This window comes from Desulfospira joergensenii DSM 10085, assembly GCF_000420085.1.
In the GTDB taxonomy this organism is placed as follows: Bacteria; Desulfobacterota; Desulfobacteria; order Desulfobacterales; family Desulfobacteraceae; genus Desulfospira; species Desulfospira joergensenii.
This window is the reverse complement of record NZ_ATUG01000003.1, coordinates 732,502-753,713: the sequence shown is the minus strand read 5'-3', so window position 1 is coordinate 753,713 and position 21,212 is coordinate 732,502. Positions and strand designations below refer to the sequence as shown.

At 50.7% G+C, this 21,212-nt stretch carries 17 protein-coding genes; 11 read left to right on the top strand and 6 right to left on the bottom strand.

The features are described from left to right. Positions 1–80: 80 nt before the first annotated feature. Both F608_RS0127545 and F608_RS0127540 read right to left on the bottom strand, forming a co-directional pair. Positions 81–710 carry a nitroreductase family protein gene (locus tag F608_RS0127545; protein ID WP_022668979.1) on the bottom strand — a complete coding sequence of 210 codons (630 nt, stop codon included), beginning with the start codon at positions 708–710 and terminating at the stop codon, positions 81–83. A 34-nt stretch (positions 711–744) separates the two neighbouring features. Then, a complete protein-coding gene (locus tag F608_RS0127540; protein ID WP_022668978.1) occupies positions 745–1,191 on the bottom strand; it encodes a MarR family winged helix-turn-helix transcriptional regulator in 447 nt (148 codons plus the stop codon). A gap of 552 nt (positions 1,192–1,743) precedes the next feature. Between F608_RS0127540 and F608_RS0127530 the strand changes: the two genes are divergently transcribed. The 6 genes from F608_RS0127530 to F608_RS0127505 all read left to right on the top strand — a co-directional run bounded on the left by F608_RS0127530 (position 1,744) and on the right by F608_RS0127505 (position 13,635). Next, complete coding sequence (locus F608_RS0127530; RefSeq protein WP_022668976.1) at positions 1,744–3,441, top strand: hypothetical protein; 1,698 nt, start codon at positions 1,744–1,746, stop codon at positions 3,439–3,441. A gap of 36 nt (positions 3,442–3,477) precedes the next feature. Continuing rightward, positions 3,478–3,870 carry a hypothetical protein gene (locus F608_RS0127525; RefSeq protein ID WP_022668975.1) on the top strand — a complete coding sequence of 131 codons (393 nt, stop codon included), beginning with the start codon at positions 3,478–3,480 and terminating at the stop codon, positions 3,868–3,870. A gap of 5 nt (positions 3,871–3,875) precedes the next feature. Continuing rightward, a complete protein-coding gene (locus F608_RS0127520; RefSeq protein ID WP_022668974.1) occupies positions 3,876–4,517 on the top strand; it encodes a hypothetical protein in 642 nt (213 codons plus the stop codon). Continuing rightward, positions 4,517–5,509 carry a hypothetical protein gene (locus F608_RS0127515; RefSeq protein ID WP_022668973.1) on the top strand — a complete coding sequence of 331 codons (993 nt, stop codon included), beginning with the start codon at positions 4,517–4,519 and terminating at the stop codon, positions 5,507–5,509. The genes F608_RS0127520 and F608_RS0127515 overlap by 1 nt, the downstream gene beginning before the upstream one ends. A gap of 251 nt (positions 5,510–5,760) precedes the next feature. After that, positions 5,761–13,092 carry a hypothetical protein gene (locus F608_RS0127510; RefSeq protein ID WP_153307623.1) on the top strand — a complete coding sequence of 2,444 codons (7,332 nt, stop codon included), beginning with the start codon at positions 5,761–5,763 and terminating at the stop codon, positions 13,090–13,092. A gap of 168 nt (positions 13,093–13,260) precedes the next feature. Beyond that, positions 13,261–13,635, top strand: coding sequence for a NifB/NifX family molybdenum-iron cluster-binding protein (locus F608_RS0127505; RefSeq protein WP_022668971.1), 375 nt, complete (start codon positions 13,261–13,263; stop codon positions 13,633–13,635). A gap of 254 nt (positions 13,636–13,889) precedes the next feature. Here the strand turns inward: F608_RS0127505 and F608_RS0127500 are convergent, their stop codons facing one another. Next, the gene (locus F608_RS0127500; protein WP_022668970.1) at positions 13,890–15,008 is read right to left on the bottom strand and encodes a substrate-binding domain-containing protein; all 1,119 of its coding nucleotides are present in this window, start codon (positions 15,006–15,008) and stop codon (positions 13,890–13,892) included. Between the two features lie 174 nt (positions 15,009–15,182). On the opposite strand from F608_RS0127500, the gene modA reads away from it, so the two are divergent. Genes modA through modC form a run of 3 tightly spaced genes read left to right on the top strand, consistent with a single transcriptional unit; the run spans position 15,183 to position 17,350 of the window. Further along, on the top strand, positions 15,183–15,956 hold the full coding sequence (gene modA, locus F608_RS0127495; RefSeq protein WP_022668969.1) for a molybdate ABC transporter substrate-binding protein: 774 nt from the start codon (positions 15,183–15,185) through the stop codon (positions 15,954–15,956). Further along, positions 15,956–16,648 (top strand): molybdate ABC transporter permease subunit, encoded by a 693-nt coding sequence (gene modB / locus F608_RS0127490; protein WP_022668968.1) that lies wholly within the window; start codon positions 15,956–15,958, stop codon positions 16,646–16,648. Before modA ends, modB begins: the two co-directional genes overlap by 1 nt. Positions 16,649–16,654: 6 nt before the next feature. Continuing rightward, positions 16,655–17,350 (top strand): molybdenum ABC transporter ATP-binding protein, encoded by a 696-nt coding sequence (modC, locus tag F608_RS33635; RefSeq protein ID WP_022668967.1) that lies wholly within the window; start codon positions 16,655–16,657, stop codon positions 17,348–17,350. A 63-nt stretch (positions 17,351–17,413) separates the two neighbouring features. On the opposite strand, the gene F608_RS0127480 is transcribed toward modC, so the two are convergent. The 3 genes from F608_RS0127480 to F608_RS0127470 all read right to left on the bottom strand — a co-directional run bounded on the left by F608_RS0127480 (position 17,414) and on the right by F608_RS0127470 (position 19,427). Continuing rightward, a complete protein-coding gene (locus tag F608_RS0127480) occupies positions 17,414–17,869 on the bottom strand; it encodes a MaoC/PaaZ C-terminal domain-containing protein (RefSeq protein WP_022668966.1) in 456 nt (151 codons plus the stop codon). Positions 17,870–17,956: 87 nt separating this feature from the next. Beyond that, complete coding sequence (fosX, locus tag F608_RS0127475) at positions 17,957–18,370, bottom strand: FosX/FosE/FosI family fosfomycin resistance hydrolase (RefSeq protein WP_022668965.1); 414 nt, start codon at positions 18,368–18,370, stop codon at positions 17,957–17,959. A gap of 148 nt (positions 18,371–18,518) precedes the next feature. Then, positions 18,519–19,427 carry an AEC family transporter gene (locus tag F608_RS0127470; protein ID WP_051148667.1) on the bottom strand — a complete coding sequence of 303 codons (909 nt, stop codon included), beginning with the start codon at positions 19,425–19,427 and terminating at the stop codon, positions 18,519–18,521. Positions 19,428–19,944: 517 nt separating this feature from the next. Between F608_RS0127470 and F608_RS0127465 the strand changes: the two genes are divergently transcribed. Both F608_RS0127465 and F608_RS36610 read left to right on the top strand, forming a co-directional pair. Beyond that, positions 19,945–20,814 (top strand): LuxR C-terminal-related transcriptional regulator, encoded by an 870-nt coding sequence (locus tag F608_RS0127465; RefSeq protein ID WP_022668963.1) that lies wholly within the window; start codon positions 19,945–19,947, stop codon positions 20,812–20,814. Between the two features lie 172 nt (positions 20,815–20,986). Next, entirely contained in the window at positions 20,987–21,130 is a 144-nt protein-coding gene (locus F608_RS36610) for a hypothetical protein (RefSeq protein WP_022668962.1), read from the top strand. The last annotated feature ends 82 nt before the right edge of the window (positions 21,131–21,212 follow it).

Genomic DNA, 21,212 nt, shown 5'->3' with positions numbered 1-21,212 from the left:
ATTGGGAAGGCCATGTCTTCAGAAGATCGGCCGTGCCCTGGCCGATTTTATAAAAACCGGGGCAGGGCACGGCCGGAGTATTAGAATGAGACCACTATCTCATCATAGGTCTTTCTCCATTTCGGAGGGGTCAGTTCAAGGTCTTTCTTTTTATAGCCCACGGCCAGCAAAAGGGGAATCCAGTAATTATCCGGGATCTTAAACTCCTTTTGCACGCCATTGTGATCAAAACCGTCCATGGGATGGGTTTCAAGGCCGAGGCTGGTTGCGGCGTACATCAGGCTCATGGCAAAGAACCCTGCATTCTTGGCGGCAAATGCAAGGTTGGCGTCCGGACTCCAATTGTACAGGGACTGGGTGGCATTGAGAAACCATTCCCTTTGGGCGGACTCCATGGAACCGGCTTCCAGCATTTTTTCCCAGTTTTTTTCAAATACGGGGTGGCCTTCCTGCCATCCTTTTTTGTCGGCCAGAACAATGAGAACCACGGGGGCCTCGGCCACCTTGGGCTGGTCCCAGGCCGCTTTTTTCAGTCTTTCTTTTTCTTCGGGATTCCGGAGAACCATGAGATTCCAGGGCTGGAGATTAAAACTGGACGGGGTATTGCCTGCCAGCTCTATCATCCGGGTTAAATCTTTCTGGGAAACATCTTTCTGGGGATCAAAAAAATTGATGGATCTTCTTTTTTCGATGATATCATTAAAATTCATAATGGCTCCTTAAATCTAAGTAATGGTCGGCAGATCATGCATTTGCCAGGCCGAGTTTTTTCAGCAGGACTTTCAGGGTCTGCTGTTCTTCAGGGGTGAGTACGGAAAAAATCTCTGAGGCTGTCCTGGAGTGATCCGGGAATATCCTTTTGATCAGGTCTTGGCCCGAATCGGTCAGTGTTACGGAGACCCGTCGCCGGTCGGACCGGTCTTTCATCCGTTTGACCAGATTTCTTTTCTCCAGATTGTCGATGACCAGGGTGATATTCCCGCTGGTTTTCAGGATCTTTGTGCCAAGATCCTTCTGGCACATGGAGCCCAGGTGATACAGGGCTTCCATTACACCGAACTGGCTGATGGAAAGCCGGTGATCCAAAAGGTGGCGGTGCAGCTTTTCCGTCAGGGTATTGGATGCCCGCATCAGAACAGTGTACAATTGTAAGGCCTTTGCCTCTATATCGGGAATATCTTTGGGTTTCACAATCACCTCGATGTCAAATAACTTAACATTAAGTTAATTAATATCGAACACAAATCAAGGGGCAGGGGAAAAAAAGTTACCCCCGGTGGCGGTTATGGATGTGTTCTCTGTTTTTAAAGGTTTGCAGCCAGCGCGATCGCCCCAGCAGCTTTTAGATTCCCTGTCATGATTTCGCCTCAGGAATGGGTCGGAGCCATCGCCGCCAGCCTGGGATACCCTTGGCAGGAATTTTTCCTTGTCCGAAGGATGGGAAATTTATCCGTCATGGAATGGGATGGCCTTATATGGTTTTACCTCCTTAGATTTGCACTTGGAATTCAAGTTTGGGGCCGACATCTCATTTAGAGATATCGCAGGGAAATAAATCTAACTCTTGACACAGAAGCCGTCGTATTTTATTTGAGGATAAATCAAGCGGTAAAGTTAGCAAATCATAAAACGGAGGCCTTTTAAATGCATCGCCGACTCTCTTTCAGATTACTGATCCTTTTATCCTTGCTTTTGTTATCGTCCTGCGTCCCTTCGCCTGAGTTAAAACTGGGTAAAGACGCCATGGCGAAAGGAGATCTTGTCACAGCTTACGAACATTATCTCAACGTACTTAAGGAAAGCCCTTCCAATAAAGAGGCTTTAACCGCCCTGGGCCGGATCAGAAGTCAATTGACCCAAACGGCAAGGCAGGATGCAGCCGCACGATTACAGTCATCAGAAGTGCAGACCGCACCCTTGCTTCGTTCCAGTCTTCAGATTTTAAAAAACGCATCCCGGTTTGATCCGGATGGCTCATTGCTTGGAAACGATATCCGGCAATACGAATCACGACTGGTACAGATGGATACGGACAATGGGCATCGTGCCGATCAGGTCAGGGAACTGATCCAAGCCCGGCGATTTCCCGAGGCCCGGAAAATTTTGAATACCATCGCCCAGACAGATCCTGATTTTGAAGACCTTTTCAGGCTTAACGGCGAATTCAGAACGGGCTATGGTGACCTTCTTGAGAAACAAATCATGCAGGCATACAAGGACGGACGCCTGAATGAAGCCCGGCTTGCCCTTGCGAAATGGAAGTCTCTTGGGTTTGACCCGGCAGAACAGAGCCGGCTGCAGACAGAAATCAAAACCCAGGAGATTTCAAGCCTTCAAATAAAAACCCGCAGACTGGTTCGGAGAAAACAATACTATACTGCCTACCGGGAACTGAACCAGAGTCCTTTTAAAGGGGAGATTCACGATATGATGGCAGAGGTTCGCCGGGACGGGGCACGCTTTTATCTAAATCAGGCCCTCCAACGGACTGCCGCCGGCAATATCAGCCGGGCCTACCTGGAATCAGTCAAGGGATTTGAACTGAATCCGGAGTATCCCGGAATGTTTGAAATGCATAGGGACAGCAGGGATAAAATCCTTAAGCAGGTTCAGCGGTACATTGCCATTCCCGCCTTTGATTCGCCGAAGGATAATCCCGATGTGGGTACCCAGTTTTCCGATGCCTTGATCAGTTATCTGTTCCGGATTCTTCCCTATGGCATTAATATCGTGGAACGGGGAAAAATCGATATTTTGATGGAAGAGCATAAAAGAGAATTTTCCCAGGTCGCCAATATCCTCAATGTGGATCTCATCGTGACCGGCAATGTTTCATTGCTCAAAATCGACCGCCAGGACAATCAGCGCCAGAGTACTGTAAGGGTACCCATGGGTGAAAAGCTGGCCGTGAATCCGGAATATGAGGCTTTTCTGCAGTCGGGCAGGACCCAGAAGGCGCCCCCCAAAACCGTCAAGGTCAAGGAATACGGTAATTTTACCATCAATAAGGGCAATAGCGTGGTCAAGGGCTTTGCCGGCGTTGCTGTCCGGATCTTCGATACCAGTAAGGGACGGATTACCTATGCCCAGGAGTTCAATGCAAACTATCAGGAAGAGGACGAATACCAGGACGCCCTTGAGATGGCCGGGATAGAGGGGGATCCCTTAACCTTGTCCACGGACACCGAGATCAGCGAAAAACTTCGAAAGAACATCGTCAAACAGCTTGCCACGGTCATCCAGAAGCAGTTCGAAAAACGGGAAAAGGATTTTCTGGAAACCGCCCGTTATCATTTAAGCCGGCGGGAAAAGGATCTGGCTGTCAAGGAACTGGCCCGCGGTTTTCTATACTGTGTAAAAGCAAAAATAGCCCCAAAAGATCCGGATTTTACCCATATCCGTGAAAATATTATCAAGCTGACCGAGACAGATTATTTATAAGGCTGTCCCCAACCGGTTTAAGAAAGGAACCTTGATATGGTCCGATATTTTTGTGTTTTAATCGTTCTTCTCTCTTTTGTGGGATGTGAACCCATAAATCACAAAGTCAGAAAATCAGCGCCGGACCAATTTCCGGTTGATTTTCTGGATGATGACATGGAAAAGAGACTGATTCTGGTGGATCATTTTTCGGAAAGGCTGCCCTCCGGCCATGTCGATGTCAGGCTCAAGTGTGAGAGCGCAGAAAAAAAGATTCCCATTTATGTGGATTGGAAAGTAAATTTTTACGATAACCGCAACATCAAAGTCGAGGAAAGTGAGTGGCATACGGAACATCTATCTCCCCGATCCCCGGCAGAGTTCCGGGCCAGCAGTATCCGGAGGGATATCTCAACATTCCGTTTTATCATTCGCACCCCTGTCAGGTGACCGCCATGTTAAAATGTGTAAATCAATTTTTGTTCTGCCTGGGTGTGATTTTCGTTCTCTCCGGCTGCACGCCGAAAGATGTCACACTCCAGGAAAAAAAGTCTCAGCCGGTGGGAAGCATATCTGAAACTGCAAGGGATCAAGGGGGGCAAATCCCCGAAAAGATAGCGGTCCAGGCCTCTGAATCCCACGGCGGTTCCATGATTGCATCCAAAGTCGCTAATGGGGGGGACAAAACCGAACCCCAGACCATGGGTCCGGAGGGAATTACCATGATTCTCGGCCCGATCAATGCCGAAAGGTTGGTGAACAATAAAGGCGTATCTGTGGATGCAGGGCAGAGTATCCGGGAAACCATCAGCCAGAAATTAACCGGGAGCAAAGAGATCAGCCTCTTTGATGCACCTGAAGAGCGATTCATTGACGATTCTCCCCGTCCGGACCTTTCCCGGAGAGGGGTCAAGTTTGTGGTAAAGGGGGTAGCCAGTACGGGCTCGGATTCCAATGAAACAACCGTGTTTTTGCGGGCCGTGGATACAATGACCGGGAAGGTCGCCATGGTGGCTTCTGCCCGTCATGAATCCCAAAATCAAGCTGCCGAAGAGGCAGCCCAACGGTTATTGACAAAAATTACAGGTGGGAAGTGATGAGAGTTCTTTATTCTATTTTCATGATTGTTTTGTCTGGTGCCCTTGCCGGTTGTGTCAGCAACAGCAAGACTGCTAAACCTGCCGGCAGTACCACAAGTCAGATTCGCCCGGTAGATGCCTTGCCCAAGGAAGTGGCTGCAGACAGGATCACCGTGGCACAGTTCAGGTTTGTCAGCGACATGATGGCAAGGGATCTGGTACGCCAGCCCTTTATCGTCAGGGCGGGCAGTCCTCCGGTGGTTACCATCCGAAAGCTTCAGAACAAGACAGGTATCTATATTGACGAGCAGATCTTTCAGGAAACCATACGTGTCAAACTCATGGAAAACTCAGGCGGTTTGATCCTGTTCCGGGATGATGCCTCCTACAAGGATATTATCAAGGAACGGGTCCGTCAGAGCAATGAAGAACTGGTGGTTACCTTGACCGACACCGAACTTGGGACCAAAACCCGGGACCGGGTAAGTGAGCGGGAATATGAGGCAGGTTCCCTCAGCGGAGGGAGCGGAAGCGGTGAACTTACGGATAATTTTGAAGAAGAAAGCACCATGGATATGAGTCAGACCGCTTCGGTCAAATCCAAGGTTGCAGCAGCCGATTATTTTTTAAGGGGTATCATTTACCAGGTAAATGAAAAGGACATGACAAAGGCAAACAGCGGAATGAGCTATTTCCAATATCAGTTCAGGGTGGTGGATGCGAGAAGCGGGCTCATTGTCTGGGAAAAGATGGTGTCCAGCAAAATGGCCGGGCAGTATATGTTAAAACCGGCCCAGCCGGCATCGGGATCCGGGTCCCAGACCCCCCAGGGCTGGCCAACAGGAACGGCTGTCCAGCCCGGTGCCATACCCGGGCAGACCCAGGTTCCGGTCACCCAGCAGCAGACGGTTCAACCGGTTCCCGGGCAGATCTATCCGGCCCAGCAGCAGTCCAATCCTGTACAGCAATTGCAGCAGATTATTCCCATTATTAAAAAGATCCAGCAATAGCCTCAGCCGGGCTCCTTCAAGCTGGGAGGATAATGAAAAAAAGACCGATTACATGTCCGCCTAAGGTAAAATTACATGTTGTTCTACCAGGATCACTGAGTAAAAGGATAAAAAGGACCGCTATAATTTTGGCGGCCCTTTTTTCTTTTGTCTTCTTTTCAATTCCGGTTTTTGCGGAAAATGATCCATATATCGTCTATAAACCCATTGCGCCGCGATCCACAGAACCTGACGAAAATTTGAGCAGTTCCGTGGAAAAATGGGCCGCCTTGGGGTTGCCCAAGGCAGTGGCGGAAGCGGTTCATCTTTACGCGGTAAAACCAAGTGCAAAAACAGGTCTTCAGGTATTGCAGCACTACAATGAATTGGCCGGGGACAAGAACCAGGCCGGTAAATATGCGGCCCTCCGGGATACTTGTTTTCAACAGGATCGCCAGCTTTTCCAGAGCATTGACGCCCTGAAGTATGAGATTGTGATGCGGACCCAGAAAAGGCTTTCCCGTCGCTTCAGCAGCGAGGGAGGGATAGACGGAGCCCTCCGGGTGGGATCTTCCGCGGCCCGGCACAAAGAATGGCTTGACTGGGCAAAAAAGGGCAAAGACCTTGATTCCATGCCGGCCCTGGATGTCAATAAACAGTTTTCCAGCGACGACGACATCACCAATATACCCAATGCCGCAGCCGAAGAAAGAAATCCCGTCCTGGGGGAACTGCTCAACGGCAGGACCGCGGCAGAGGAGTTTGTCAAGGCATCCATTGAAATGGGGTTCAAAGGCGGTCTGGATCCCAAGCTGGTCCAGATAGAGTTTTTATCCCCCACAAAGGCATTTGGGATCCTCCAGGAACAGCACCCCGGAGAATTTTTGCCGGTCAAGCCCCAATTCATGGCCGAATGGACCCGGGCGGACCAGGAAAAGTACAATGGCCTTTTTGCCGTGGAACAACTCCACGAGTGGGCCGTTCAAAAGGGAATGATCACCACCAACGTGAATGACCCGGAGGGTTCCACCATTCCCTATGCAGAGTATGCAAAAACACACAATGATCCCGATGCCCCCAAAGGGTTTAGCGCCCATGGATTAATGGCCTGGATGGCCAACAACCACCGTCAGATCTTTGAGGTGCATTCCGGGGATCTAAAGAGCCTTGCCAAATACACTACGCGGATGATCGCGGCCTGGCGGGTTCTGGGTCTGAAGCCTCCGTCCCAGGATGCTGCCATGTATGAAATGGCGGAAAAGATCTATAATCCGCCGGAGGGCTATTCACCACCGGCCGATGCCTTGGAAAAACTCAAAGAGTACAATAAAACCCTGATCATCAATGCCCATACCCAGAATTTCAGTCTCATCGAAAAACGTTTGGTCAAAGCGATCCGGACACGCAGCAAAAACAGGCCCACGGACAGAGGGCTTAATTTTGACGCGTTTGATCTTAATGACCTGATCGCCGGGGATAAGGAACTCTACCAGGCCGTAAATTCCCTTGCCGTTGCCTATACCAATATTGACGACGATATGATCAAAGATCTTGAAATCGAGATTGGGGAAAAAATAAAACAGGCCGGGGACAAACGAAAACCCGGAACACCTGAAGCGGATTATGCCGCCCGGATTTCGGTTCATCTGCTCCAGACGCTTGAAGTGGCAAAAAAATCCGCAGCTGCCAGCCGGGTCCAGACTGATGCCTTTGTATACCTTCGAAATGAACTGGATGAACAGGTCAATAAGCACATTACCGATATCAGCCAGCGCCTGAACCTGGACTCCTATCTCTTAAAGGTGGCCACAGGGGATTTTTCCGACACTGAACTGCGCATCGACTGGGACGGCCGGCGCCCGGTTGTGGCCAAACGCCAGCTCACCCCGGAGGATGTGGCCCAGGACATGCGAATGATAGAATCCCTTTCCAGACTTTTTGTCTGGCAGGAAGCGCCCATGGCAAAGATGGCCAAGGAGTACTTTGAGGTCGATGACCCGAATTTGGCCGTACGTCTGGTGAAGCTGGTCCGTGAAATGGGGGAGGTCGCCTCTGCCAAGCCCGTCACGGTCACCTATACGGATGCCGGCGGAAAAAAGGTCAGTAAAACCATGGCGGTTTCCGCCTTTAAAACAGGGTTAAACGCAGGGTTTCTTACGTTTAAAGCCGCCCTGGCCGGCTGGAACTTGTGGGGAGATGCCGCCGACGGAAAAGCCCTTTTCGACAATCTTCGGAAAATTGCCACAAAGGCCGGAATGGATCCAAAAGAGCTTGCCATTGCCCATTCCCAGATCCTTGCCAATGCCCTCAACCTTTCAGAGTATGCCAATGTCCCCTTAAAAGGGGGAAATTATCTTTCCACCCTGGCCACCCTGGCCGGGAACAGTTTCATGGACGACACCCTTTATACTGATCTTGGAAAGGTATTGTTCAACGATCTTGTGGTTGCTTATCAGCCTTACCTTGCCTATGCCTATGCGGTCCACGGAATCGCCTCCTGGGGCTGGAACAAGTATTCCCTTTCCGCCTCAAAGGGAGAGATCTTTCAACTGCTGCTGGAAAATGGTGTCTGGGAATACCCGGACAAGGACGGGGAAAAAAAAGGTGAAAAAGGCAAGACTTCCCAGGCCAGTGATCCCAAGAACCGCAGCTATAAAAAGGATCCGATATTCCAGGGATATATCGAATGGGATGGAAAAAACCATGAAGATAGGATTCCTGCTTCCAATACGAAAAGGCTTGCCAAACTTCTGTCCGATGAAGTCAAGGACGGAATCATGCTGAAAAAAAGCAAGATCAAGGTCAACCCCCGTCTCTCCTTGATGGATATCGCCTATAAGGGGGGATACATTGCCAAGGATCAGATGATCGATATCGATACCAAGGCCATTTCCCAGGTCTTTGGCGGATGGTCCATCACCAGCTGGCCCTCTTTAATCAGCCTGCCGGTGATCAGTACTGACTCCAGCTATTGGACCCAGTCCTGGCTCAAATCAGTCTATGGTATCCAGGTCCCCACCCGGGAAGACGCTACGGTCATTTCCCAAAAAAAAGAGCGGCTGATTCAGATCGGTACAGGAACCAATGAGGGATGGGGGACCTGGACGGCCACCTTTGTGGATGGGGTCCGGTACGGGGTGTTAAAGAACCTGGGTTATCTGATGCAGGATTTCTGGGTCAAACGCCAGATTTTACTGGAAAAGGTGGTGCTGCCGGCCATTTTAAAAGAAGCTGCCAAGCAGAAGATGAAGGACGATATCCAAAATTCAGATGTGTCTGATTATCCTGATGAATTAAAAAAATTAAGGGAACGGATGATCGAATTGGATAAAAAGGTCTGGAAAAATATTGCCCGATCGGCAGATCCTTTTATCAACGTGGCATATGATCCGGAAAAGGACATCCCCATTACCGACCAATGGTGGGAGTCCATCAAGCCCCAGCGGGAAACCCTTACAAAATGCGTGAACTGGCTTGAGAAGTATAAAGACGACAAGAATGCCGATCCAAAAATTGAGTTCCCCGAATCCTATCTGGACCTGGTGAGAAGCTATTACAGGGTCAAGAGCTATCTTGGCTATGGTGTTGTGGTGGATACAAGGGAGGATGTTCCCAAGCTTGCCAGATATACCATTGGAGATATTACCGACATCCTTATCGCCCATGAAAAAGCTTATGACGGTATTTTAAATACCCTGGCCAATACCCAGAAGCTGGTGAAAGAAAAGGGCAAGATCGACATCTCTCCCTATCATGTGCATTTAAAGCCCCTGCCGGTTTCCTGGTTTGGCCAGCTGGATACAGCCGATGAGGGTGAAAAGGTGTCGGATCCCTCCTCCGTGGCATCCATTGCCGACAATTGGCAGGGGAAATATAAAGAGGAGACCATGAAGGTGAGTGCAGATATCGGGGCTATTCTGATCTCCATGGGGTTTAAACCTCCCCAGATCCCGGAATCCGAATACTCCTGGACAGATCCAATTCGAAAACTGACCGCGACCCTCTACAATTGGTGGTCCAGCAACGGGGATGTTCAACTGGTACCCAGCCATCCCCTTTGGAAGGATGCTGTCCAGCTTCGCATGCAGATTCACAAACTCCAGAATATGCTGGTCAAACCGGAGGAACTCAGCAGAGGTGAATTTGACAAACCCATCGGGCAGATGGTGTTTAAAGAATTTAAGAAAAACGACAAGGACGAAGCTTCCCAGAGTAAGGATATCCTGACCGATGTCCCTGTGAACCTGGTTGCCGGAAAACCGTTGGAACGGGGAGGGCAGGTCAAGGAACTGGTAAAAAAAATGGAGGAAGAGTACCGGGATATTTTAAAACAGGTCCAAAACCTCTTTGAGGTTACCCTGGAGATAAGCCCGCCTTCTGGATACCACATTCCAGGGGAGATACAGGTAAAGGTATCTGCCACCCCCAAACTCCAGGGCCTTGGAACGGGAGATCTTCTCAAGCAGGTTGAAAATTACCGGTATGAGATCTACGGCCTTCAACCCGAGGTCAGCGAAGGAGATCTGATTGTCAACGAAGTGGTCAAAGAGAACACCTGGAAACACAATCTGTCCGCTTCCGGGAAACAAAAGCTGAAAGTACAGCTCCTTGGAGCGGATCATCTCCCCCTGAGCGTGACCGAGCATGAACTCATTGCGGATCCGGCCTGGCTGGACGGCGAACTGATCGTGCACGACAACTTTAGTTTGACCGATCCTGTCACCATAAATCTGGGCCGGGGAAGCGCCCTGGAAAATCCGGTGGGAGAACTGAAAACGCCTGGAAAATTCACTTTGGAAATCAAACGGATAAACGACGGACTGGTCAACCCGCCCCGGGATAACCCCGATATCAAACCCCTGACTGCCATCGCCAAAATTATTCCCCAGGTAGATTCAACTCAACGGGCTTCCGCCGGCATGTCCATTGTTACCTCCAACAAGTCCGATGTTCATTCGGCCGCCAGTATCCTTAGCCTGGTCAAGCCCCTTGAATTTCAATTGGCGACCCCGGTGAATATCAAAGTGAATGTCACCGATGCCAGCGGCAGCCAGGTCAAGAGCGATATCACCGCCTCCAGCGGACAGCAGGTAGTCTCCCTTCCGGATGAGCTCATATTAAGGCTGAAGAACCAGGATCCGGTATCAGTTAAGGCCGAACGAAAAGAGCCGGCACCTGGGGTCTCGGCAACGGGCAAAGCCGTACTATACGATTCCGCTACCATGAAGGGAGAAATGGGTTTTGATGTTCAGCTTGATTTTTTCGATGCAGGTAATCTTACCGTGGAAGGCCGGTTTGTACCGGTTCCGGGAATTGAGCCGGCACCTGTTTTTTCCAACGGGCAAATGCGGTCCAATATCTCGGAAAAACAGGAGGTGGGAGCGGACGGTTCTTTTTCCTTTACCAATACAAGGGCCGTGCTCCTGAACAAAGCCCTGATGGTTTATGGGGTCATGTTCAGTGACGACGGTCGGATATTCAAGCCCAAGGGCGGGGCCTTTACAACCCCCTTGAAAAAGGGAAGAACCCTGAAGCTGGGAACCATTGAGCTGGAACCCTGGGAAGTTACGGTAAAGCCCATTACCGTTTCTGTACAGGACAAAACCGGCAATGCCATCCCCCATGACATGGTCAAGGTTCAGTTGGGTTCAGAGCCGGCCGCCTGGGACGGGAAACACTTTTCAGGGGCCTGGACCATCCGGAAGAAAGATGAAGAACTCAAAATTACGGCTGAACTGACACTCTTCAACGGATCCAGGGTAAAGGGTGAAACCATCCTTGCCACTGCCGGGATCGATCTGCTGAAAAAGTCTCCTCCCCCGCCCAAGACCGTTTTGATACCCCTAAATGTTCATGCCAGCCTGACGGTGGAAGGGAGTACAGCCATTGTCCTGGAAAAGGGCAAGCAAAAACCCAATGCCGTGAAACTCGAGTTTCCCGGTACGGGTGAAACTGCCCGGGCTGCCCTGGATGAAGCCTTTTCGGTTCTGATTATCGGCCCCTTTGAAATCCATAAAAAACTGGATGTCGAAGCCAGGGCCCAGGACCTGAAAGATAAGATCCTTTACAGGGCAAGCGGATCCGGAACCATCCCGGAGCTGCCGACCCTCGATGTTGGAAAATTGACCCTTAAAAGTGACAAAGGAGGGGACTTTCTGGGTATCGGGACCATGCAGGTCACCGGTGCCAACGGAGGCAACCCTGTTTTGGGAAAGCCAATGAAGGGATCGGCAGACATTGTGGTTGGGAAATATGAAGGTCCTGTTTCCGTTGAATGGACCCGGCAGTCTGATATGCTTGTGGAGAAATCATTCAAGGATTATATCTCTCCGGGAGAATCTTTTTCCGTAACGGTTTCCATGCCTGAGGTTCCAGAGGCCATGCGCACCAACGATGATGTGCTGGAACTTCGCATTTCCGACGAGATTGACAAGGAAGCCGTTAAATCTTTTCCATTCACATGGGAAAGCGGGGACGAGTTTCTGGGATTTCAATTTATCAGCGTGAAAAAGCAAAAAAGGGGAACAAAGTTTACCATCGGTGAAAAGATCAATGTATCAGGTAAATGGCAGATCGCAGAGGATAACGGGATCAGCCGCACACTGGTGTACTATGCCAATGGGACCGAGTTTTTCAGAGAAGATCTTAGCGTGCCCAAAGGAAAGATTTTTTCCCATTCTGCCATTCTGGACACCAAGGGGGTTAAAAAAGGGTTAATGGAGGTCCGGGCGGACATGGTCAACGATGATCCTGTTGCCCTGACCAAGGGCATGGGAAAGGTCCACATGGCAGAACCTGAGGATAGAATCCTGTCAGCCGGTGCCGGTTCGTCCTCAGGTTCCGGCGGCAATTCAAAGAAGTTTACCCAGGGAGACAAGGTGTTTATCTATGCCGATGTCCAGGCTGCCGAAGGAAAAGAGGGGACCCGGTCTTTGACCCTGAAATACAGGGGCAGGGTGATCTTATCTGAAAGTTTTGATTTACTGGGGGATGAAAAAGCCTCCCGGTCTTTTCAGATCAACTCCGATAAATTGTCAGCTAGAAATCATGCCTTTACTCTGGAGTTGTTCGATGAAGAGGGCAAACGCCAGGATTATGAAGTGGTCCGGATCAAACTGGCGGAAAAACAGCAGTCCCAAAGTGCCGGTATTGGTGGACTTCAGAATGTGACCTGCACCGGAGATACCGTCAGTATCAAGGTCTGGGACCACAGCAGCCAGGACGGAGACATTATTACGCTGACCCTTGGCGACCAGGTCGTTCTTTCCGGGTTTAACATGGGATGGGATAAAAAGAATATCATTGGCTGCGGGGGGTCCGAGCCTTCCGGTCCGCCCTGTGCCTTCCTGAATCTGCCCCTCAAGTCAGGAAACAATGTGCCGGTATCTGTAACGGCCCATAACCAGGGGGATGGCGGACCCAACACGGCAGCCCTGAAGGTGGAAGGCGGCTGTACACCTGAACTGCAGTATTGGAATCTGAAGACCGGTGAGACCAGCTCCATTTATATCAGCAAAGGAACCGAACCAGAACCGGAAAATGAGCAGACCGGCGCATCCAACGACGCCTCCGGCGGCCAGTCCGTTATACAATCATGGCCCTAGATCTGTCACACATGTGTCGGAAAATTTACCTGGATCCTAAAAATCAGATATTTTACCTTTACTACTCCGGCCCGGGTTTCTTTTTATTTAGACTTTGCCAATTCCCAGAAGAAAATGGTATGAAAGGCCCTTGCAGAAAACAATCCTAAAACAAGAGGAGTGTAGGACATGAAAATCTGTTTTCCGGTGGAATCGGACAAGGGCTTGGATAGCGAGATCTTTGGCCATTTTGGATCCGCCCCTTTTTTTGTGGTGTTCGACAATCAGGAAAAGACCACCGCAACCATTAACAATCAGGATCTGGGCCATATCCACGGCCAGTGCAATCCCATGAAGGCCTTGAACAATAAAATGGTGGACGCAATTGTCGTCGGCGGGATCGGTGCAGGGGCCATAACCGGGTTGAACAATATGGGAATCAAGGTCTACAAAGCCTCAAAGGGAAATATCCAGGAGAATATCCAGCTCTTTGAAGCCGGTTCCCTGATGGAAATGACAATGGATCACACCTGCGGCGGCCATATCGGCGGTTGCGCCCATTAGAAAATCTATCCGGCCCGGGGTCTTCTCTGACCCCGGTCCGGATTTGTTTTTCCTCTTTACACTTCGCTTATAAATCGATTTCTTTTACCCTCCCTTATCCTATCTCAGGAGTGTATGAGTTCTTTCCGGATATTTTTTGCCTGGGCAGGCAAGTTATGCCTGTTATCGTTCGTATATAAGCATTAACGTAAGAAACTCCTTTTTTCTGCGATTTTTTTTGTTTTTTTCGTGAAAAGAGAGAGCCCTGCCCACATTTAAAAGGAAGCAATGGTTTTGCCGGTTTTCCGCTGGCTGTATCCGGGTAAAAAAGAAATTTCATCCCTCAGGTCCCGGCTCTGGAGAACATTGAGAATCATCTGGATCCCGGGACTGGCCATAAGGTCCGAGGGCACCACCAGATCACACCGGACTTCGGCCAGGGGGACAAAGTCCAGGCCGTGGGCCAGGGCCACCGGCTGCAGCCCCAGGGCAGCATCTGCCAGCCCATAGGCCACCATCTGGGCCCCTTGATTGTGTCCTTGAACAAGGGTCTCATATCCTTTTATCGCGTCTCCGGGAATCCTGGATTCTCCCAGCAGTTCATCCAACAGCACCCGCAGGGCAGCCCCGGGTTCCCGGTTGATGAAGCGGATCCCGGGCTGGGCCAGATCAGAAGCGGCTTTAATGCCAAAGGGATTTGATTTTTCCACCATGATTCCCTCTTCCATCATGGAAAATCCGATAAGGGTGGCTCCGGTTTTGGCCAGCTTCTCCCGGGCCAGGACTACATTGGCCTCCTGTCCGGGCCGGTTATGCAGGTGCATTCCGGCCAGATGGGCCTTGCCCTGGACCAATCGGTTAACCGCTGCATGGGTGGAGGCAAATCTGCAGTTCATGCGGAGTTTCGGGTCGATGCGGGAAGCATGGGCCGCCAGAAGTGAAAATGCCGGATCACAGCCCAGGAGAAGTACGGTATTGTCGATCCCGGATTCCGAGCCGAAAAAGCGGATCCCTCCTTTTTTCTGTTCAAACACCCCGTCGGCCGGGCGCAGCTCTCCCGGAAAGGCAAATCTGCCGTCCACAGGATAGGCCACCAGCTGATCCCGGACCTTTACCACAGAGACTCTTTCCTCCCCTATAGGGGTGTCTTCGCCCATGACCACAGGGCAGGTATCATGGGATCCTTCCTCGTAAAAGAGGTCTTCCACCCGGCAGCCAAGATGGCGGGCCAGTTTCAGGGCCACCCCGGTATTGGGCAGATAGCGCCCGGATTCAATGTCGTAAACCGCCTGGCGCTTTACGCCCACAAGTTCTGCCAACCGGACCTGGGATAGTTTTGCCTTTTGCCGGTACTCTTTGACCCGGTTGGTGATTCCCCCTGTTTTCTCGGCCATGTCTGCCCCTTTTTGTATTCTACAAATTTGCGCCATGTGACGTTTGAAAAATTATATTGACGTTTTCAAAATACAAGTCTACCATAAACCCGGAATTCGTTCAAGCAGACCCTGAAAATCCTGAGGCCTGGAAACGGATAAAACAATTAAAATGAATTGAAAAAGGAGTTGAACATGAATCCCAAGCCCATCAATATTCTGATAGCCGCTGCTTTGCTGCTGCTGACCTGTATTCTTCCATCGGCAGAAGCCCAATCCCAAAATGTAACGGTATTTGCCGCGGCATCCACCACCAATGCCGTCACCGACATTGCAGAATTGTACAAAAAAACCCATCCCACAAAGGTCCGTCTATCCTTTGCCTCCTCCTCCACCCTGGCCAAGCAGATAGAAAAAGGCGCCCCCGCCGATGTTTATCTTTCTGCCAATCCCAAGTGGATGAACTACCTTGAAGAAAAAGGAGCCATTGTCAAAGAAAGCCGGAAAGATCTTCTGGGCAATCGACTGGTTCTCATTGCCCCGGCCGGATCCTCCATTGGGAAGCTCATTGTGGACAGCCACCTGGATCTGGCCGGCCTGCTTTCCGGCGGACGTCTTTCCATGGGCGACCCTGACCATGTGCCGGCCGGCATGTACGGTAAAAAAGCCATGACTCACCTGGGCTACTGGGAGAAGATAGAGGATAAGATTGCCAGGGCCAAGGATGTCCGGGCTGCCCTGGTGCTTGTGGAGCGGGCTGAAACCCCTCTGGGCCAGGTCTATGCCACAGATGCCGCCATCAGTTCCAAGGTCAGGGTGGTGGGGCTCTTTCCCGAAGAGAGCCACCCTAAAATCGTCTACCCTGTGGCCCTGGTGAAAAAAAGTCCGGAAGCCCGGGCCTTTCTCGACTTTATCCAGTCGGCCCAGGCTGCTGAAATTTTTAAAAAATACGGTTTCAGTATCCGCTAATGCAAGGCCTGACCCCCATGGAATGGGAGGCCATCGGACTCAGCCTCAAGGTTTCGGGCCTGGCCGTTGCCGTCAGTCTGCCTGCCGGAATTGCTGCGGCCTGGATCCTGTCCCGGTGCCGGTTTCCGGGCAAGGGCCTGCTGGATGGAATCATCCACCTGCCCCTGGTCCTGCCCCCTGTGGTCACCGGCTATCTTCTGCTGGTCTGCCTGGGCAAAAACGGAATTGTGGGACATTTCCTCTTTCAATACCTGGGAATCACCCTGGCCTTTACCTGGAAGGGCGCAGCCGTGGCCGCCGCTGTCATGGCCTTTCCCCTTCTGGTCCGCGCCGTCCGCCTCTCTGCCGATGCCGTGGATCCGGGGATGGAGCAGGCCGCCAGAACCCTCGGGGCAGGGCGGGTCCGGGTGTTTTTCACGGTCACCCTTCCTTTGATGGTGCCCGGCATCATCACCGGGGTGATCCTGGCCTTTGCCAGGAGTCTTGGGGAATTTGGCGCCACCATCACCTTTGTCTCCAATATCCAGGGGGAAACCCAGACCCTGCCCCTGGCCCTGTATTCCCTAACCCAGGTGCCCAACGGAGAGGCCGGGGCCCTCAGGCTCTGCATCATTTCCGTGGTCCTGGCCATGACCGCCCTGGTCTTTTCCGAATGGCTTGCCAAGCGCTTTGCCGCCTTCATGAAAGGATAATTTTCCATGCTGGATATCCATGTACAAAAACAACAGGGCCGCTTCTCCATTGATGCCGGGTTTTCCACAAAAGAGGCCGGTGTCACTGCTTTGTTCGGCGCCTCGGGTGCAGGCAAGACCTCTGTGGTCAATATGGTGGCCGGCCTTTCCCGCCCGGATACAGGAAGGATCGTCATTGGAAATTGCTGCTGTTTTGACGGGGACCAGGGAATCGACCTGCCCCCGGAAAAACGGCGCATCGGATATGTATTCCAGGAATCCCGCCTCTTTCCCCACTTAAGCGTCCAATCCAATTTGACCTATGGCATGCGCCTGCAGAAGAAAAAAGATCGCTATGTCGACTTTGACAAGGTCGTGACCCTGCTGGACATTCACTCCCTTTTAAACCGACGCCCGGCCAAGCTTTCCGGAGGGGAAAAACAGCGGGTGGCCATCGGCCGGGCCCTGCTTTGCAGTCCCATGCTCCTTCTCATGGATGAACCTTTGGCCTCCCTGGATCAGGAACGCAAATCCGAGGTTCTCCCCTTTATCCGGACCCTGAGCCAAAGCTTCAATGTTCCCATCCTCTACGTCAGCCATCAGATGGATGAGATCTTCAGCCTGGCAGATCAGCTGGTCCTTCTTGAAAAGGGAAGGGTCAAGGACTCAGGACCTGCCAAAACCTTTAACACATGGGGGTTAAGGTATATGCTGAAAAATTAAGGTTTTGCCCGGGAAAAAATTGACTTTTCGTATAAAAACAATGGACAATCCCTTTGGATTGAATTATTTGCCCAATTTTTTATATTTTTTACCGGCCAGTAAATAGATATAGCCATAGTTCATTACCGGTTCTTTATTTTGATTAAAGACCTCACACCGGATGGACGCAAATCCCCGGTCCGGTTTGCTCTTGGATCTTTTCAAATCGGTCCACCAGGCTTTTATGGAAAGTCGGTCTCCCGGCCGGACCGGATTGAACATCTTCACCCCATGCATGCCCAGGCCACTCAGTATGGCAACCCTGCCCTGGGCCTCGACAACGGAGCGGGTACATGCGGAAAGGGTATGAAGGGAGGAGGCGACAAGCCCCTTGAAAATCGAATTTTCAGCGGCATCTTCATCGATATGAAAAGACTGGGGATCAAATTCTTCGGCAAATTTAACAATGGACTCTTTTGTCATCAAAACAGGCCGGCACGGGAGAAGGTCTCCATCTGTGATATCTTCGAAGTATTTCATTTCCAGGAATCTCTCCTAGGTTTATTGAGCCGGAATCATGGGCAGCGCTTTGAAAGGTATGGCTCTGCCGCGGGAGAACCGAATCCATCATAGCCGCTCATGTTTTCTATAACTTGACAGCCGCTGGGATAATGTTCCGGTATGCAGCTCAAAAAGATGGTGGTCATAATCGTAAAAATAGACGGATCGGGCTTCTCCTTTGATCCGATCCCGTCCTTTCACAATTTCCAATCCGAATTCTCTTATCTTTTTGATATATGAATCAAAATCACCTTCAGAGACTTTAAAGGCGATATGATTATAGGACCTTTCCAGGCTTGACTCTCCTTCCATAACAGCAATCCATGTATGGCCGATTAAGAAGAACTTTTCATAGGAAACCGAAAAATTCTTATGGGAACTGTCATACACCTCCTTGGCATGGAAAACAGAACGAAACAGTTCAGCAGTGCGCTTAACATCTTTTACCACAAAGGTAATATGGCTGATTGACTCTATCATTCTTGATCCTTTTATTCTGCTGCCCACATATCAGTATTTAAAAATTGTGTAAAGGGGGCCGGAAATTCGGCCTTTCAGAATAAAACAGAATACAGAAAGGGAAACATCCTGAAAATCGGATCCATACAGAAAGGGCAGGATAAAAGCCCTAGAGCAGAAGCATCACAACGGTGAGGCTGGCAAGGCTGAGCAGGGTTCCGGCAAAGACCACGCTGGTCACGAAAGTCGGAGCCACATCATGTTCCATGGCAATGATGGCGGTGAGCACAGCCGCCGGCATGGCCGACTGGAGAATACCGGCCGAAGCCTGGAGGCCGGAAAGACCGATCCAGGGGATCAGAAGAAAACCCAGGGCCGGGCCGATGACCAGTCTTACCCCGCATGCGGCCCAGGCCGGTCGCCCCCACTCCAGCCTTTTGGCTTCCCTAAGCTGGAGCCCGAGAATCAAGAGCATCATGGGGATCATGGCATCGGCCAGCAGACCGGTGATGCGCTGGACCATGACCGGCGGTATTGTCCCGGTAAGGGGAAAGAACAGGGCCAGGGGAAGGATCACGACTCCCGGCGTCTTGGTCAGGTTTTTCAAGGCCCCGAAACCACCCCTGTGGACCCAGCTGGCCGCCAGAATACAGCAGGCAAAGGAGATGGTGTTCACCGTTACCATATAGATTGTCGCACTTTCCATGGCAGCATCCCCCAGCCGGAACCGGGTCAGGGCCAGGCCGAAATTGCCGACATTTCCGAAAACACAGGTCATCAGAAAGGCCACGGCCATCTCTTTTCCGTAGCCCATCATGCGGGCGACCAAAAGACCCAGAAGACCGGTTGCCAGGTAAACCACTCCAATGCCGATGATCATCCGGCCGGCAGTGGCAAAATCGATACGGACCTGACTGAGCACATTGAAAATAAAACCCGGGATCAGGATATAATAGGCGGCCCGGGACAGAGAACGGTATTGGATATCGAGTTTGGGGCCGAGCATATATCCCAGCAATACCAAGGCAAAAACCGGACAGACAACATTGAAGAATATGGAAAACAATTGAGGCAGCATGGGCATTCCGTTTCAGTGGCCATCACGAATGAAACGAATGATCATACGCCTTCCGTTTAATGCGCAATCCCGTAAAAGCTAAGGCTTATACAAAAGATCAGGCAGCCAGTCAAGTATCCGCCATTCCGTCAAGCAGCCTGGAGCTCTTATGTTCTGGCCTGGGAAAGTTTTTTGTGCTGAAATCTTTTTGGAACTAGAAAGATAATTGACGGGCACAACCTGAAATATCGGCTGATCAATGGTGGTACGATAGACAATAAACCCTTTTCAAAATGACGGCTTCCCGGTAAATTAAGTCCAACTCCCAAAATTTCAATGTGTTGATTTCTGGAGGTTGTTGGGTTTTTAGCCAGGATGGTGCCAGCGGTTCGGCTTTCAAACCGGCTTTTGCGGCTTATTGACAGGGCAGTTGATCGAGTCATAAAAGTGTCAGTATGGTTTTTATCCGGGTAAAATCGTTTACACCCACCCCAAGTTAGGGTTTAATGGAAGAAAAAAATAGTTTCAGGACCAGACCATGGGAAAAATTGCATACTCGGAGTCGCTGATCCGAAAGATATTTGATACCCTTTCCGCCCACATCGTTATCATTGATGACCAGGGCCGGATCCTTGCCACCAATGCGGCATGGGATAGATTTTCCGGGGAAAACAGGCTCACCGGACAAATGGACTTCAAGGGGATGAACTATCTAACCGTTTGTGAGACCGCCACCGAAGACGGAGCTGAAGATGCCAAAAATGTAGCCGGGGGGATCCGGGATGTGATCGAAAATAAGTGCAGGGAGTTTCTCTATGATTATCCCTGCCATTCCCCCGGGGGAAAACAATGGTTTTACATGAGGGCTGTCCGCATGGAGGACAGTGACGGGGTTCGGGTCATTATCAGCCATGAGGATATTACAGAGCTTAAACTGGCCCAGGAGGCCCTTCAGAGCCACCAGGAAAGTCTTGAAGAGAAAAACCAGAGCCTGGAAGAGGCCAATATCGCCTTAAAAGTCCTTATACGCCAGGGGGAGACGGATAAAGCTGAAATGGAACAGAGGTTTTTGACCCATATCAAAACCTTTGTCCTCCCCTATATCAACAAACTCAAGGCCGGAAATCTCAAGGAGCGGGATATGACCCTGCTGGGCCTTCTGGAAGACCAGCTCAACGGGGTGGTCACCCCTCTCATGCAGCAGCTGTCCAATGCCCAGGTCATGCTCACCCCCCAGGAAATGCAGGTGGCCGCCCTGGTCAAAGAGGGAAGGACAAGTGCGGAAATTGCAGATATTCTTTATATTTCAGAGGCCACGGTGAGTTTCCATCGCAGGAACCTGCGTTCCAAGCTGGGCCTCCAAAACCGGCAGACCAACCTCAGGTCCTTTCTTTTATCCATGTCCTAGAATTGCAGGCGTGTTGAATGGAGCCTCCCTTAAAGCTTCTCCGGGTTTAATGATAGGTTTGCCCTATCCTTAAACCCTTCTTATGCCGGTATTGAATAAAAGTTTTTTATAGCTAACTTATGTTCAAGTCCCAGACAAGGCAAAAACAAACCCAGAAAAAAGAGGTGATAAAATGAGTGATAGAAATGTGGAAAACTATATTGAGAACGAAAAAGAAAACAATCAGGGCCATGTGGACACCCGCCACTTTAACTTTGAGTGCGAAAATCCCGATGAAAGCCTGGGCTGTGATCCCGGGATCGATGTGGCAGGATAGCCGTATCAGAGAATGTAAAGGCAGAGCCCTAGGACCAAGAAATTAAAATATTACAAAACAAAATATGAATAGAGACCCAGAG